The sequence below is a fragment of the Longimicrobium sp. genome (assembly GCA_036377595.1).
In the GTDB taxonomy this organism is placed as follows: domain Bacteria; phylum Gemmatimonadota; class Gemmatimonadetes; order Longimicrobiales; family Longimicrobiaceae; genus Longimicrobium.
Map to the genome: position 1 here is coordinate 19,021 of DASUYB010000123.1, position 14,704 is coordinate 33,724.

13 protein-coding genes are annotated in these 14,704 nt (G+C 70.3%); all 13 read right to left on the bottom strand.

Annotated features, from left to right (window positions below):
• Positions 1-127: 127 nt before the first annotated feature.
• The 13 genes from VF092_21780 to VF092_21840 all read right to left on the bottom strand — a co-directional run bounded on the left by VF092_21780 (position 128) and on the right by VF092_21840 (position 14,108).
• A complete protein-coding gene (locus VF092_21780; GenBank protein HEX6749938.1) occupies positions 128-1,918 on the bottom strand; it encodes an erythromycin esterase family protein in 1,791 nt (596 codons plus the stop codon).
• Positions 1,919-2,105: 187 nt separating this feature from the next.
• Positions 2,106-2,735: an ATP-dependent Clp protease proteolytic subunit gene (locus VF092_21785; GenBank protein HEX6749939.1), complete on the bottom strand. Its 630-nt coding sequence runs from the start codon at positions 2,733-2,735 to the stop codon at positions 2,106-2,108.
• Positions 2,736-3,045: 310 nt separating this feature from the next.
• The gene (locus VF092_21790) at positions 3,046-4,254 is read right to left on the bottom strand and encodes a hypothetical protein (GenBank protein ID HEX6749940.1); all 1,209 of its coding nucleotides are present in this window, start codon (positions 4,252-4,254) and stop codon (positions 3,046-3,048) included.
• Between the two features lie 244 nt (positions 4,255-4,498).
• Entirely contained in the window at positions 4,499-5,830 is a 1,332-nt protein-coding gene (locus VF092_21795) for a glycine--tRNA ligase (protein ID HEX6749941.1), read from the bottom strand.
• A gap of 301 nt (positions 5,831-6,131) precedes the next feature.
• Positions 6,132-7,748 (bottom strand): HD domain-containing phosphohydrolase, encoded by a 1,617-nt coding sequence (locus tag VF092_21800; protein ID HEX6749942.1) that lies wholly within the window; start codon positions 7,746-7,748, stop codon positions 6,132-6,134.
• Positions 7,749-7,884: 136 nt separating this feature from the next.
• Positions 7,885-8,505: a hypothetical protein gene (locus VF092_21805; protein HEX6749943.1), complete on the bottom strand. Its 621-nt coding sequence runs from the start codon at positions 8,503-8,505 to the stop codon at positions 7,885-7,887.
• 156 nt (positions 8,506-8,661) lie between these two features.
• On the bottom strand, positions 8,662-9,360 hold the full coding sequence (pyrF, locus tag VF092_21810; protein HEX6749944.1) for an orotidine-5'-phosphate decarboxylase: 699 nt from the start codon (positions 9,358-9,360) through the stop codon (positions 8,662-8,664).
• Between the two features lie 187 nt (positions 9,361-9,547).
• A complete protein-coding gene (locus VF092_21815) occupies positions 9,548-10,786 on the bottom strand; it encodes an N-acetylmuramoyl-L-alanine amidase (protein ID HEX6749945.1) in 1,239 nt (412 codons plus the stop codon).
• Positions 10,786-11,268 (bottom strand): SsrA-binding protein SmpB, encoded by a 483-nt coding sequence (gene smpB, locus VF092_21820; GenBank protein HEX6749946.1) that lies wholly within the window; start codon positions 11,266-11,268, stop codon positions 10,786-10,788. The genes VF092_21815 and smpB overlap by 1 nt, the downstream gene beginning before the upstream one ends.
• Positions 11,269-11,526: 258 nt before the next feature.
• Positions 11,527-12,129 carry a L,D-transpeptidase gene (locus VF092_21825; protein ID HEX6749947.1) on the bottom strand — a complete coding sequence of 201 codons (603 nt, stop codon included), beginning with the start codon at positions 12,127-12,129 and terminating at the stop codon, positions 11,527-11,529.
• Between the two features lie 38 nt (positions 12,130-12,167).
• Entirely contained in the window at positions 12,168-13,115 is a 948-nt protein-coding gene (locus VF092_21830; protein ID HEX6749948.1) for a YihY/virulence factor BrkB family protein, read from the bottom strand.
• Between the two features lie 49 nt (positions 13,116-13,164).
• Positions 13,165-13,686, bottom strand: coding sequence for a YtxH domain-containing protein (locus VF092_21835; GenBank protein ID HEX6749949.1), 522 nt, complete (start codon positions 13,684-13,686; stop codon positions 13,165-13,167).
• Positions 13,687-13,709: 23 nt separating this feature from the next.
• A complete protein-coding gene (locus tag VF092_21840) occupies positions 13,710-14,108 on the bottom strand; it encodes a response regulator (GenBank protein ID HEX6749950.1) in 399 nt (132 codons plus the stop codon).
• Positions 14,109-14,704: the final 596 nt, after the last annotated feature.

Consider the following 14,704-nt stretch of genomic DNA (forward strand, 5'->3'; position numbering starts at 1 on the left):
CTCCCCCGCTTCGCAGGGGAGGGGAGAACTCAGTGCAGCACAGACGTCGGCCCACGGCACGGATACAGGGCGGCAGTCGCGAAGCGACTTCATGCTTTTGTTGCCGTGAATTTATTCGCCCGGCCCATTATCGCCCCGGCCGCGGCAGCAGGCGCGACGGGGTGGTGTGGTCGAAGTAGATCAGCGCGTCGAAGCGGCCAGCCACGCGCCGCTCGATGAACTGGACGTCCATCGCGCCGGCGCCGATCTCGCGGAAGAGGTGCGGCTCGGCCAGCCACGCACCGTCGCGCTCCCGCGCCGCGCCGCGCAGGTCCAGCACCAGGCGCGGCATCCCCACGCGTCTCAGCACGGACTCCACGCTTCCCGGCGCCGGCGCGGCCGCGGGATACGCCCGCAGCCCGCGCGAGCCGACGGCGGTGTAGTCGCCCTCGCCGAACGCGAAGCCGAAGACGCGGTACGCGCTGCCGAACCGCCGGTCCAGGTACCCGCCCATCCATGCGCCATCGCGCGCGACGTGGCCGTTGTGCGCCCACAGCGCGATGCGCGTCCCCGGCGGCTGGTGGGCGACGATCCAGGCGACGTTCACCGCCATGCTGCTGTCGCGCGACGCGCCGTTCGGCAGGTCCATGCTGGCCGCCTGCTCCACGATGCGCGCGTTCTGCTCCGCCCACGCCACCTGCATCGAGTCGAAGCGCGTCAGGTAGCTCGCGCGGTTCGCGGCCAGGTGCGCCACCACGCGCGCGGCCGCATCGCGCCACGCGGGCGCCATCGCCGCGACCGCGGGCCGGCCGCGCCGCATCCCCGCGGTGGCGCTGTCGGCGAGCGCGTAGGCGCTGTCGACGGTGGGGAGGAACGCGGGATCGGCGCGGGCGACGAACGCGCGCACGCTGTCGGCGGCCACGCTTGCGTACTGCATGTCGAATCCCCAGAACTCCACCCGCCCGCGGCCGGAGGCGTTGTACGCGCGCATCCACTCGATCAGCGCCAGCACCTCCTCGGTGTTCCACGTCCAGAAGTACAGCCCCGCCAGCGCCGCGCGCGGGTCGCCGCGGCCGGTCAGCACGTACTCGTTCACGCGGCGCGCCTCGGGCATGTTGGCCTCGATGGCGAACACGGTCACCCCCTCGCGCTCCACCATCCACCGCACCAGCCGGTGCTTGGCGCGGAAGAACTCGCGCGTGCCGTGCGTCGCCTCGCCCAGCGCCACGATGCGCGCGCCCTCCACCAGCGGGTGGAGCGCGCGGAGATCGGCGTCCCCCGCCGTCGGATCGTCCGTCGCCAGAGAGATGGCGTGGCGGCGCACCCACGCGGCCTGCGCCGGCGCCGGCTCCCACGCGCGGATCGACGCGGGATCGAAGGGAACGCCGTCGAGCGCGATCTCCACGTCGTCGTACCAAACGCTTCCGTCGCCGGCGTAGAGCGCGCCGAACATCACCCCCGTGGCCGCGCTGTCCACCGGCAGCTCGATCTCGTAGCGCGTCCACGGCGTGGTTCCCTTCGCGCCGCGGCCCATCATGTTGTCGAATGCGAGCGGCCGGTTCGCCGGACCATCCACGCGCATCCAGAACGCCGCCTGCCCCGTGGTCACGTCCGCGGTGCGGATCCAGCCGCGCAGCCGCACCCGCTTCCCGCGCGCCAGGGCGATGGGAATCGTCTGGTTCGCGACCGCGAAGCCGCTTCCGGTGGGATCGCGCGAGATGCGCAGGCTGAACCGCCCGCCGTGCGCCGCCGCGCTGTCCAGCGCGAACGCGAAGCCGGCGCCCCCGCCGGTGGACCACCGCGCCGGACGCGCCGGATCGACGAGCGATCGTTCCTCGAAGCCGAAGTTGGCGCTGCCCTGCGCACGCAGCGGAACCGCGGCGGCGCCGAGCACCACGATCGCGAGGCAGGTGCAGGTACGGAGGAGGGGATTGGACATCGGTATGAACGAAAGAGGATGGGTCGATCGAAATCGGCCTGCTGAGAGCGAAGCTATCCGCGTCGTGTCCGCCCGCCAATCGCCGATGCGGCGGACGAGACGAATTGATGCGCGCACCTGCCCAGAACGCCACGGGGCCGTCCCTCGTTGGAAGGACGGCCCCGCGGCGATTCCCGTCTGACGACGATCAGTCCAGCTCGCCGACGTTGTTGATGACCTTGCCGACCAGGCCGTAGTCCACCGCCTGGTGGGCGTCGAGCCAGAAGTTGCGGTGGGTGTCGGTCTCGATGCGCTCGAACGGCTGCCCCGTCTCGCGCGCGAAGATCTTGTTGATCCGCTCGCGCATGCGCAGGATCTCGCGCGCCTCGATCTCCACGTCCGACGCCATGCCGCTGGCGCCGCCGGCCGGCTGGTGCAGCAGGAAGCGCGTGTTGGGCAGCGCGAACCGGTCCTCGCGCGGCACGGAGACGTAGATCAGCGCGCCGGCGCTGGCCACCCACCCGGTGCCCACCATCCGCACCCGCGGCTCGATGAAGCGGATCACGTCGTGGATGGTGTCGCCGCTCTCCACGTGCCCGCCCTGCGAGTTGATGAAGATGGTGATGGGGTCGTTGCCGTCGGCCGCCATCGCCAGCAGCTGCCCCATCACGTGCGAGACGAGCTTCTGGTTGATCTCGCCGCTGATGATGAGGGTGCGCGCCTTGAACAGCCGGTCGCGCACGGCGTCGGTCATCGCGGCCGCGTTGCGGTCGGCGCCCTCCGCGGGCTGAGGCTGCGGGGTCTCTTCCCCGTCCTCTTCTTCCTGTAGCCTGTACATTGATCCCGTTTTCGCTGTCAGCCAGTCTACACCGCCGGACGGCGCAAGATACACAGGCGGGCGCCGCCGGAACAGCGCCCGCCTTCCGTCACCTCGCGACCGCGCAGGTTCGGTGCCGCGCCGCTTCGCGGGGATAGTCCCGAGTCCTGGGTCCTGAGTCCTGGGTGCTGAGTGCTGAGTGCTGAGTGCTGAGTGCTGAGTTTACACACCCAAGGCCTCCCCGCGAGTCCGCGAAGGCGGACTTCCTGAAGTTGCAGCGGCGGGTTTCAACCCGCCGGCCTGACCCGCCGCCTCATCGCCCCGCCGCCTCTTACCTTGCCGCCGACGCGGTCGCGGGGACCAGCCGCGCGATCCAGAGGCCGGAGTTGAAGTCGGTGGCGAACACCAGCCCGTTGTGCGGCATCGCGGCCCAGGCGAAGGGGAAGTCGCGCACCGCCGCCTGCTCGTCGCTGGTGGTGAGCGACGCCAGCTCGCGGCCGCGCAGGTCGCCGCGCAGGTCGCCGGAAACGTCCACCGCGCGCAGGCCGCCGGTCCACGCCGCCACGTACATCGTGTCGTTCGCCACCCAGAACGAGTGCACGCCGCTGTTCGGCGCCGAATACGCGGCCACCTCCGCCGGCACCCCGCTGGTCACGTCCAGCACGTGCACGTAGCCGCCGGTGTCGAAGCGGCGGTTCAGGTCCGCGTTCCCGGGGAGGATCTGGTCGCCCACGAACACGTACTTCTTCCCCGCGCGGCTGGTGTAGGGGAAGGCGAAGGCGGTGTTCCCGTAGCGCTCGCCGCGCCACTGGGTGCGGTAGCGGTACTGCGTCACCATCTTCGGCTGCCGCGGCGTCCCCTCCTTCACCCCGTTCCCCACGTCCACGATCACCAGGCCGTCGTCCCAGTAGCTCAGGTACGCCAAGCCGTCCTTCACCATCACGTCCTGCAGGAAGCGGTTGGGGCTCAGCGGGATCCCCCATCGCCCCACCTCGCGCGGGTCCTTCGGGTCGGACAGGTCGACGATCGCCATCTCCGAGCTGCCGTGGTCCACCACGTAGGCGTAGCTCCCGTCGATCCACACGTTCTGCACGCCGCCGGTGAGCGTCTCCCAGTAGTCCGACGCGGGCTTCGGGTGCGCGGGATCGGACAGGTCGAGGATGACGATGCCGTTGCGGCGGCTGGTCGCGCCGTCGCGGGTGATGGCGGCCAGCGTGCCCTCGGCGTTCACGGAGACGGAGTTGATGCGCGCGGCGTCCACCGTCACCGAGTCGGTCAGCTGCGGATGCGCGGGATCGGAGACGTCCCACGCGTACATCCGCCCCGCCGCGCACCCCGCGCACACGCCGAAGGTGCCCGTGTAGGCGTAGTCCTTCCCGTCCCTGCCCCGGAAGACGGCCAGCCCGGTGGTGCGCGTGTGCATCACCGGGCCGCGCCCCACCAGCTCGAAGCGCGCGGACTGCGCCCCGGCATCCGCGGCGGCCGTGGCAAGGAGCAGCGTGGGGATGAGAAAGATCGAGCGGAGGCGGATCGGGCTCATGGGGGCGGCTCGGAAGCGGTGGATCGGGATGGCGGCGGCTCAACAGAACGTCCACCCCGCGCGCCGTCTGACGAAGCTTCAAAAAGAAGGCCTCTAACAGAGGACACAGAGGCCACGGAGGAAGAAATCTGTTCTCCGTGCTCTCTGTGTCCTCTGTGAGAGGCTGAAGATCGTCAGAACGAAGAGCGAGGCCGGTGATGCGCACCGGCCTCGCTCTTCTCGACACTCCGGGGGTATGCGCACCCTACCGGATGCGCTCTTCCAGGTAGCGCGCGATCTCGTCCTGCGAGATGCGGGTCTGCTGCATGGTGTCGCGCTCGCGGACGGTCACCGTGCCGTTCTCCATCGTCTCGCCGTCCACGGTGATCCCGAACGGCGTGCCCGCCTCGTCCTGGCGTCGGTAGCGCCGCCCGATGGCCCCCGACTCGTCGTAGAAGCTGGGGATGCCGCGCGCGCGCAGGTCCTCGTGGATCTGCGTGGCGCGCTCGGGCATCCCGTCCTTCTTCACCAGCGGGAACACGCCCGTCTTCAGCGGCGCCAGCGACGGCTTGATGGAGAGAACCACGCGCGTCTCGCCCTCCACCTCCTCCTCGCGGTAGGCGTTGGCCAGCACCGCCAGCGTCACCCGGTCGGCCCCCGCCGAGGTCTCGATGATCCAGGGGAGGTAGCGCTTGTTGGCGACCGGGTCGATGTACTCCAGCCGCTTCCCGCTGTACTCCTGGTGGCGGCCCAGGTCGAAGTCGCTGCGGTTGTGGATCCCCTCGATCTCGCCCCACCCCTCGTCGCCGATGGTGCCGCCGAAGAAGAACTCCACGTCGCCCGCCGCCTTCGCGTAGTGCGCCAGCTTCTCGTGCGGCGCGTAGCGCAGGCGGCTTTCGTCCAGCCCGATGGTGTCCAGGTGCCAGCGCCAGCGCAGCTCGCGCCACCGCTCGAACCACTCGCCGGCGGATTCGGGCTCGACGAAGAACTGCATCTCCATCTGCTCGAACTCGCGCGTGCGGAAGGTGAAGTTCCCCGGCGTGATCTCGTTGCGGAACGCCTTGCCGATCTGCGCGATCCCGAAGGGCACCCGCTGGCGGGCGCTCTGCTGCACGTTCAGGAAGTTCACGTAGATCCCCTGCGCCGTCTCGGGGCGCAGGTAGATGACCGAGGCGGTGTCCTCGGCCGGCCCCATGAACGTCTTGAACATCAGGTTGAACTCGCGCGGCTCCGTCCACTCGCCGGTCTTGCCGCAGCTGGGGCACTGCGCGTGCTCCAGGTCGGGCGCGCCGGTCTCGGCCAGCAGCGTGTCCACGCGGAAGCGGCGGTGGCAGTTGCGGCACTCCACCAGCGGGTCGGTGAAGTTCTCCACGTGGCCGCTGGCCTCCCACACGCGCGGGTGCATGAGGATGGCGGCGTCGAGCCCCTCGATGTCGTCGCGCATGTGCACCATGGCGCGCCACCAGGCCTCCTTCACGTTGCGCTTGAGCTCCACGCCCAGCGGGCCGTAGTCCCACACGCTGCCGGTGCCGCCGTAGATCTCGCTCGACTGGAAGACGTATCCCCGCCGCTTGGAGAGGGATACGAGCTTGTCCATGAGTTCGGTGTCCGCCATGCCTGCCCTGCGTCCTTGCCAGATACAGTGAAGGCGCCTGAGCGCCGGATGATTCGGAAGATGTGGAAGCGGGGGATATTAGCCGCCCGGCGAAGCCCCTGCAATCGCGGCACGAAAAGCCCTCCGCGATGGGCGCGAAGGGCCGTGTGTCCCATGGGCCTCGCTCGTCTTCCGCGATCCTGATGGTCTCACGGAGAGCACAGAGGACACGGAGAACTGATTCTGTTCTCCGTGTCCTCTGTGTCCTCTGTGAGATGCAATCTTTTTCGATGTCGATCAGACCTCATGCCGCGGCCAGCGCGGGCGGGGGAAGCGCGGCGGCCAGATCGAGTCGCGCGAACAGCGCGAAGAGGTCGGGGTCCAGCCGGGTGCCGGCCTCCTCCGCCATGATCGCCAGCGTGCGCTCGTGCGAGTAGCCGCGGCGGTAGGGGCGGTCGCTGGCCAGCGCGTCGTACACGTCGGCCACGCACAGGATGCGCGCGGGAAGGGGGATCTCCTCGCCGGCCAAGCCGACCGGATAGCCGCTCCCGTCCCACGCCTCGTGGTGGTGGCGCACCATCGGCCGGATGTCCCACGGGAACTCGATGTCGCCGATCAGCTCCACGCCGGCGTCGGGGTGCCGCTCGATCACCGCGCGCTCGTCGGGCGTCAGCTTCCCCGGCTTGTTCAGGATCTCCGGCGGCACCACGATCTTCCCCACGTCGTGCAGCAGCGCGCCCATCCTGAACCACAGCAGCACGTCGGCCTCCACCCCCGCCGCCCGCGCCAGCGCGCAGGCGTAACTGGCCACGCGCTCGCAGTGCCCCCGCGTGTAGCGGTCGGCGGACTCGATCGACGCGCCCCAGGCGGCCACGATGTCGACGAAGGTGGACTCGAGCTCGCCGAGCTGGCCGGCCACTTCGGCCAGGTCGCGCCGCGCCTGCAGCCGCGAGAACAGCCGGTGCGCGCGGTTGAGCGCCTGCAGCGTCTCGCGGTGCTCGTGCCGCGTCCAGTGCAGGCGCGCCTGCTCGCGCGCGGTCTCGGCGCCCAGCAGCAGGTCGCCGCGCTCGTCGGCGATCCGCGCCGCGCGGGCCAGGTTGCGCGCCGCGGCGGGCCAGTCCCCCGTTTCGCGCGCGATCACGCCCAGGTGCTTGGAGACCTCCGCCACCGTCCCCGTGTCGCCGGTCGAGACGGCCAGCCGCCGCGCCTGCATGCAGGCCACGCGCGCCTCGCCCCAGCGCTTGCGCGCGATCAGCACCTCGATCCGGTTCCCCTCGATCTTCGCACGCCCCGCCGCGTCGCCCAGCTGTTCGCAAACCCGCAGCGCCTCGGCGAACGTGCGGTCAGCCGCGCGCCAGCGGCGCAGGTCGGTCAGCAGCATGGCCAGGTTGTTCAGCGCGTGCGGAATCGCGGGGTTCGAACCGAGCGCACGGTGGACGGCCAAGCTGGCGCGGTATCGCCGGAACGCCTCGCGGTAGTCGCCGCGGATGTTCGCGACGATCCCCAGGTTCGTCTCCGCCATCGCCACCACGAGAGTGAGCCCCGCTTCGCGCGCCTGCTCGCGGGCGAGCGCGTGCAGCCGCTCGGCGCGCTCCAGGTCGCCGCGCTCGCGCTGGATCAGCCCGAGCAGGTTGTTCGCGTGCGCCTCGCCGCCGAGGTCGCCGGCCAGTCGCGACACCGCCAGCGCCACCTCGGCGATCTCGTCCGCCACCGCGATGGCTCCCTCGTCCAGATGCGTGCGCGCGATCCACCGCAGCAGCGACGCGGCCAGCGGCTCCTGTCCGGGCGTGCGCAGCCGGAACAGGGCCGCCTCGTAGTGGTCGCGGGCGGTAGGCCGGTCGCCGTCGCGTTCGGCAACCTGGCCGGCCTCGATCAGCGCGTCGAGCGCCGTCGGGTCGGCCGGATCTTGGCTGGGGATCATTCGAAGGAGAAACAGGCGCGGCAGGCAAAACTTCGGAGACGAAGTTCCCGTCTGCCGCGCCTCAGCGCAAGTGCATTGAAAGCACCGACATACGCAGTGGCGCAAGCGCAGCGCCCTGCCGCGTATCTCCACGCTGCTACCGAACCATCTCACCGCTGGCGGTACGGGTTCCCGACGCACCCATGTACCCGCTCTTCTTCGTGACCGCGTAGCCCGAGAAGTGGCGGATGGTGAAGGTGGTCCGCAGGCGCAGCAGGTCGATGGTGGCCGGCCGCGTCTCGGTGACCGACACCACACCGTCGCCCAGGTCCGAGTCGTCGGCGTAGTAGCCGCCCTGGAGCGTGGTCGAAAGGAGCGCGTTCACCACGTTCGTCAGGCCGAGGTCCTGGGAGATGGTGGGCTCCTTCGCGAACACCAGCCCGTGCGGCTCGAAGCGGTACGCCACGTTCGACCCCGCCACCGCCGTCGCGGTGATCCTGGTCGACTTGCTCACCGCGCCCGCGGGAAAGGTGATGCGGAACCCCGCCTCGGGGATGCTGATGGTGCCGCCGCCGGTGCCGATGGTGGCGCTGGCAGTGTAGTCCTGGCGCAACGGTAGCAGGCGCTGCACCACGCTCAGCAGCAGCCCGTCGACCAGGCCGCCGGAGGGGGCGGCCGGCGTGCGCAGGGTGTCATTCGAGGTGACCGAGTCGCCGCAGGCGCTGGCAGCCAGAAACAGCGCCGCGGCTGCGATTGATCGCAGGGCCGGTGATTTCATGGGGCGGATCGGATGAAGGGGAATGGGTTGGGTCCGAGTAGCTGCGGCGGGACCGGCGGGAGCATCATTATGCAATCCTTAGGCGGATCGCGCCAGAGTCTTCTGCTCCCGGATGACGTAGCAGTGCAGGATGCGTGCCCATCCACTGAGCGCCGCTCAGTGGATGGAGGCCAGCTCCTCCATCGCCCGCGCGAGCGCCGCCGCCGGGTCCGCCGCGGCGGTGACGGAGCGGCCGAGGACCACGTAGTCCGCGCCCAGCCGCGCCGCCTCGGCCGGCGTGGCCACGCGTGACTGGTCGCCCGCGGCGTCGCCGGGCAGGCGGATGCCGGGGGTGAGCACCAGCATCTCCTCGCCCGCGGCGCGGCGCACGGCGGGGAGCTCGTGCACCGACGCGACGACGCCGGGGATCCCGCACTCCCGCGCCATCCCCGCCAGCCGCGCGACCTCGTCCTCCGCGCGCACGGCATCGCGCCCCCACGCCCGTGCCAGCTCCTCGTCTCCCAGCGAGGTAAGCACGGTCACGCCGAGGAGCCTGAGCCGCGCGCCCGCTGCCTCCGCCGCCGCGCGCAGCATCGACGGGCCGCCGGAGGCGTGGACGGTCAGGAGATCGACGTCCAGCGCGGCCGCGCTCTTCACCGCGTGCGCCACGGTGTTGGGGATGTCGTGCAGCTTGAGGTCGAGGAAGACGCGAAGCCCTCGCCCGCGCAGCTCGCGGACGATCCCCGGTCCCTCGGCGGTGAAGAGCTGCAGCCCCACCTTCACGAAATCCGCCGCTGGCCCGGCGCGCTCCAGCAGCGCGAATGCGGCGGACGCATCGGGCACGTCGAGCGCCAGGATCGGGATCGGTTGCTTCACGTCATCTCCTCCCGGTTGGTGATGTACCGGCCGCGCGGATTCTCGATCGACTCCGCGACCTCTCTCCGCGTCTCCGCGCCTCCGCGTGAGGCCGTTTGGGGGGCCTCGGAGCCGCATTGGACGAAACAACGGCCCGCCGGAGCTCGTCCGGCGGGCCGCTGGTCTCGGCCGAGGGGCGGAATCTACCTCACTCCGAGGCAGGGCGCACCCCCGGGCGGTCGAAGTACGCGCGCACCGCGTCGGCCAGCTGCCGGGCGATCGTCGCCTCCATGTCGCGGTCGTTCAGCAGCTGCTCCTCGCGGTGGTTGGAGATGAACCCGATCTCCACCAGCACCGCGGGCATGAAGCTGCCGCGCAGCACCGCGAAGTTCGCCTGCTTCACCCCGCGGTCGGGCCCGGGGTGGATGGCCCGCAGCCCGTCCTGGATGCGCTGCGCCCACTCGCTGCTCTCGCGCAGGTAGTGGTTCTGGCGCAGGTCGGTCAGGATGAACCCCAGCGCGTCGCCGTTGGCCGCGTGCTCTTCGTACTGCACCGACGCGTTCTCGAAGTTGGCCACGCGCTCCGCGTCGGCCGTCCTGGCCTCGGACAGGAAGTACGTCTCGAACCCCTTCTCCGCGCGGCTCTCGTTGGCGTTGCAGTGGATGGAGATGAAGACGGCGGGCTGCCCCGAGTCCTTCCAGCGGTTGGCGAAGCGCGTGCGGTCGTGCAGGGCGATGAGGGTGTCGCGCTCGCGCGTCATCCGCACCTCGAGGGTGGGATCGTCGCGCAGGAGGTCGGCCACCATCCGCGCCACGCGCAGGGTCACGTCCTTCTCGCGCGTGCCGTTGGGCCCGCGCGCCCCGGGATCCACGCCGCCGTGCCCCGCATCCACCACGACGAGGCGACGGTGCGGCGTGCGCGTGGCCGCCGTCTGCACCGCGGGTGGCTGGGGACGCGCGGCGGGCGGCGCCTCCGCGGACGGCCCGCCGGCGCGCACCGCCGCGTCCGCGCCGGCGTCGGCGAGGGCCACGCGCCGGACCGTGCGCGCCGCCACGTCACCGTACAGCCCGCCGCGCGACGCGTCGACCAGCGGCGTGCCGAAGAACTCCACGGGAACGAAGACGGTGCCGTTCTCGGAGTAGACGGCGTGCTCCAGCATCCGCGGCTGCCCGTCCACGCGGATCTCGGGCGAGCCGGGGGCGAAGCGCACCTCGCCGGCGCCCAGGCGGGCGACCACCGCGTCGCCCTCGTACGCCAGCTCGGCGCCCAGGCTTACCAGCGCCGAGGCGGGGAGCGCGGGATAGCCGCGGGAGCCCGACTCGCGCACCTCCACCGGCGCGCGGCCGGACTCCAGCCGCCACGCCGCGGGGCGGTTCTGGGAGAGGAGACGGGTTGTCGGGAGGGAGAGCAGGGCGGCCAGCAGGAAGGCAGTGGGTCGACGGATCATCAGAACTCCCTGTCCTTGAATCCGCGTTCCATGTCGCGCTCCTCGGCGCGCTCGCGCAGCGAGTCGCGCTTGTCGTGCAGCTTCTTTCCCCGCACCAGCGCCAGCTTCACCTTGGCGATCCCGTTGCTGAAGTGGATGTCCAGCGGCACCAGCGTCAGCCCCTTCTGCTCCACCTGCCCCACCAGCTTGCGCAGCTCGCCGCGGTGCATCAGCAGCTTGCGGGGGCGAAGCGGGTCGTGGTTGAAGCGGTTCCCCTGCTCGTAGGGAGAGACGTGCAGGTTGTACAGCCACAGCTCGCCGCCGCTGAAGGTGGCGAAGGCGTCGGCCAGGTTGGCCTTGCCGGCACGCAGGCTCTTGACCTCGGTCCCCTGCAGCACGATCCCCGTCTCCCAGGTGTCGAGCACGTGGAACTCGTGGCGAGCCTTGCGGTTCTGCGCGACCACGCGGTCGCCGGACCGTTCTTTTGGTTGCGGGGAGTTCATCTATCTATTACACGCGATGTCGGCGGAGTCAATGCCGGTGAATGTTATGGCATTGCAACGGAGTGCGAAAGTGCGCCAGTGCGGGAGTGCGAGAGTTCGCCAGTGCGGGAGTGCGAAAGTGCGCCGGTGCGAGAGCGTAACTGCGATATTGCGAGCCATCCATCACCCGCACCATGAGATGACACGGTTCACGGAACAGTGCGCCGGACCGCAACGATCCGGCGCACTCACGCACTTCGGCACTCACGCACTCGCGGTTCAGTAGATGAACACCGGCGTCCCCACGTCCACCTGGTGGTAGAGATACCGCGCCGCCTCGTTCGACATGCGGATGCAGCCGTGCGAGACGTTCTGCCCCAGCAGCTCGGGGTGGTTCGTCCCGTGCACGGCGATGCCCTCGCCCAGGTAGAGCGCCGTCGTCCCCAGCATCCCGCGCTCCCAGCGGCGCGGCGAATCGGCCGGGGGAATGGGCTGCTTGCGCTCGATGTACTGCCAGTCGGGCACGTACCAGCGCGGATTCTTCTCCTTGCGCTGGATGCGGAACATCCCGCGCGGGGTGGAGAACTCCCACTTCTGCCCGGCGCCCTCGAGCCGCGTTCCCGTTCCCGTCCCCACCACGGCCGACCAGAGCACGCGCGACTCCTCCATCAGGTACAGCCGGTGCTCGGCCAGCGAGATCACCACGTAGGTGCCCTCGACGTTCACCGGGGGGTCGCGGTAACGCTCGGCGCCCTCGCCGGCCACGCCGTGCTCCAGGGCCAGCGGCTCCAGCGGCAGCTGCGCCATCGCCGCCCGCGCGGACAGCGCCGACGCGCCGAGGACCAGCCCCAGCATCGCCATCCCGCGCACCTTCGCACTCACGCACTCTCGCACTTTCGCACCCCTCATCGCACTCCTCGTCATTCCAGCAGCTCGCGCTGCATCCGCCGCTTGCGCATCAGGTCGTACACGTGGGCGATCTCGCCGCCCAGGATGAACACCACGGCCGAGTAGTAGATCCACAGCACCAGGATAATCGGCGTCACCAGCGCGCCGTACACCGTGGTCCACCCCGTGGAATGCAGCACGTAGGTAGCGAACAGCCCCTTGAGCAGCTCCCACGCCAGCGAGGTGAACACCGCCGCCACGATCGCCATCCGCCAGGGCGTGCGCCGCTTGGGAAGGTAGCGGTAGATCAGCAGGAACATCAGGAAGATGAACAGGAACGCCAGCAACCGCGCCCACACCAGCTGCACCGTCTGCACGTCCAGCCACCGGCTCCCGATCAGCCGCACCCCCATCTCCTGCGCGGCGGTGAGGATCACGGTGATCCCCGTGTTGGCCACGAACAGCGTTCCCGCCACCAGCACCATCTGCAGGTCGAACACCTTCCCCTCCACGATCCCCCGCTCCTCGGGAAGGTCGAAGATCTCCTTCAGCGAGGTCCGGAGCGTGGCGATCAGCCGCGTGCTGCTCCACAGGAAGAGCACCAGGCCGATCACGCCGAAGCTGGTGCGCCCCGCCAGCACCGCGTCGATGATCTGGTAGGTGCGGTTGACGACCGACTCGGTGGGGGGGAGGATGGTGACGACGTAGTCGACCGCCGCCTTGCGCGGATCGTCGACGATGCGGTTCAGGACGATGCCGAAGATCCCCACCAGCATCAGCAGGAAGGGGATGGCCCCGAACACCACGTCGAAAGCGATCCCCCCGGCCAGGAAAAAGATCTCGTCCTCGCCGGCCTTGCGGTACAGGTGCGCGACGAAGTCTCCTCCGCCGCGCGTGACGCGCGCGAGGGCCGCCACGGCGGCCCTCGGCACGTTCACCCGGCGCGTCCAGCGCCTGCGCTCGGCGGTCGGCGGAGACATGCGCCGTAAACTCGCGGCGGCGCGGCGCTTCCGTCAACGCCCGCCCGTCTCAGGCCAGGTCGCCGCGGTCCTCCTCGGTGGTGACCTCGGTGATCACGACCTCGCCGCCAGCGGCGGACGACGACGCCTCGGACGCCTCCGCATCCCCGTCGTCCGCGCCATCGCCGTCGCGGCGGGTGCGGTAGGCGCGCTTGGCGTCGTCCACGCGGCGCTGCAGCTCGCCGCGCGCGTCGCGGGCGGCGCTGCGCCCCACCTCCAGCGCGCTGCGGGCCTGGTGCACGCGCGTCTCCACCTCGCCGCGCACGGACTCGAAGGCCCCGCCCACGCGGCCGCGGGTGGCCTCCACGCGGTCGGCCACGCGGTCGCGCACGCCGGTCACCCGCCCCTCCACGTCGTCGCGCAGGCGCCGCGCGGCGCCCACGATCTCGGCCTGCGTCTCGGCGCCCGAGCGCGGGGCCAGCAGCAGCGCCACCGCGGCGCCCACCAGCGCGCCCAGCAGGAAGGTGCCGGCGCCACTCCCGCCGCCGCGCGTCTCGATCACGAAGGTCGGCAGGTCGTCGTAGTCCGCCATGGGTGGGGTTCCGGAGAAAGGGGTCAGCCCTGCGCGGCCGCCGCGGCGTGGGCGCCGGGTCCGTCGTGGCGCTCCAGCGCGTGCCGCAGGCGCTTGAGATCGACGGGCTTCTGCAGGAAGAAGTCGGCCTCGCGCTGCAGCAGCCGCTCCACGCCGTCGCCCCCGCACGCGCCGGTGATCACGATGAAGGTGACCGGGTGCGGCGCCTGCGAGCGCACCCTGCGCAGGATCTGCAGGCCGTCGGTGTCGGGAAGGTAGAAGTCGCAGACCACGGTGTCGGGGCGGAACTCGCTGAGCCGCCGGAGCCCCGCCTCGCCGTTCTCGGCCGACGCCACCGTGTAGCCCTCTTCGGACAGCAGGCTTTCCAGTGCCTCCCGCGCACCCGGCTCGTCTTCGATGACCAGAATACGTTGTGCAGCCATTGCCCTGCAACACTCGGGTGCGCGGTTCGTCCGTCGCTCGTACTGGCGAAAGGGCAATCGGCATGCCACTTCCCTGTAAACTGATGTTTTCACCAGAATGCAGCAAAGTCGTTGAAACAGGCGGATGTAGGTGGAACAAACCTTCGGCGTCCAGAGAACTGAGCGGCGTTCATTTACATTCCTGAACAGAAGGTCTCACGCGGAGGCGCGGAGAACAGCGGAGACGTCGGCGCCGCTCCTCCTCCGCCCGCGTTCTTCCGCTCATCCGCCGCGAAGGCTACCAGGACGAGAGCGGGGCGATCATCTGCAAAGCAGGTCCCTTGTCCCTAGGGAGGGGATCCAGGAAAGGTCTCTCACAGAGGGCACGGAGACCGCGGAGGAACTGCTTTTCTTCTCCGTGAACTCTGTGTCCTCTGTGATACTAAATCCTGGTGAAGTGTTGCCGCAGGATGTACCATACGTATCCGAGTTCACGTCGTTTATTTCCTCGAAAAACGGAGGACGCGATGGGAGCCCGGCTGAAGGTCCAACCGCACCTGACGCAGGACGAGATCCGGGGATACTTCCTCACCAGCGAGGACGTGGTCGAGCAGAGC

What these genes read in the sequence shown, in the direction of transcription:
- VF092_21780 (HEX6749938.1), bottom strand. Translation starts at nt 1,918, where the DNA reads ATGTCCAATCCCCTCCTCCGTACCTGCACCTGCCTCGCGATCGTGGTG.
- VF092_21795 (HEX6749941.1), bottom strand. Translation starts at nt 5,830, where the DNA reads ATGGACAAGCTCGTATCCCTCTCCAAGCGGCGGGGATACGTCTTCCAG.
- VF092_21835 (HEX6749949.1), bottom strand. Translation starts at nt 13,686, where the DNA reads ATGGCGGACTACGACGACCTGCCGACCTTCGTGATCGAGACGCGCGGC.
- VF092_21790 (HEX6749940.1), bottom strand. Translation starts at nt 4,254, where the DNA reads ATGAGCCCGATCCGCCTCCGCTCGATCTTTCTCATCCCCACGCTGCTC.
- VF092_21815 (HEX6749945.1), bottom strand. Translation starts at nt 10,786, where the DNA reads ATGATCCGTCGACCCACTGCCTTCCTGCTGGCCGCCCTGCTCTCCCTC.
- VF092_21830 (HEX6749948.1), bottom strand. Translation starts at nt 13,115, where the DNA reads ATGTCTCCGCCGACCGCCGAGCGCAGGCGCTGGACGCGCCGGGTGAAC.
- VF092_21840 (HEX6749950.1), bottom strand. Translation starts at nt 14,108, where the DNA reads ATGGCTGCACAACGTATTCTGGTCATCGAAGACGAGCCGGGTGCGCGG.
- smpB (HEX6749946.1), bottom strand. Translation starts at nt 11,268, where the DNA reads ATGAACTCCCCGCAACCAAAAGAACGGTCCGGCGACCGCGTGGTCGCG.
- VF092_21800 (HEX6749942.1), bottom strand. Translation starts at nt 7,748, where the DNA reads ATGATCCCCAGCCAAGATCCGGCCGACCCGACGGCGCTCGACGCGCTG.
- VF092_21805 (HEX6749943.1), bottom strand. Translation starts at nt 8,505, where the DNA reads ATGAAATCACCGGCCCTGCGATCAATCGCAGCCGCGGCGCTGTTTCTG.
- VF092_21785 (HEX6749939.1), bottom strand. Translation starts at nt 2,735, where the DNA reads ATGTACAGGCTACAGGAAGAAGAGGACGGGGAAGAGACCCCGCAGCCT.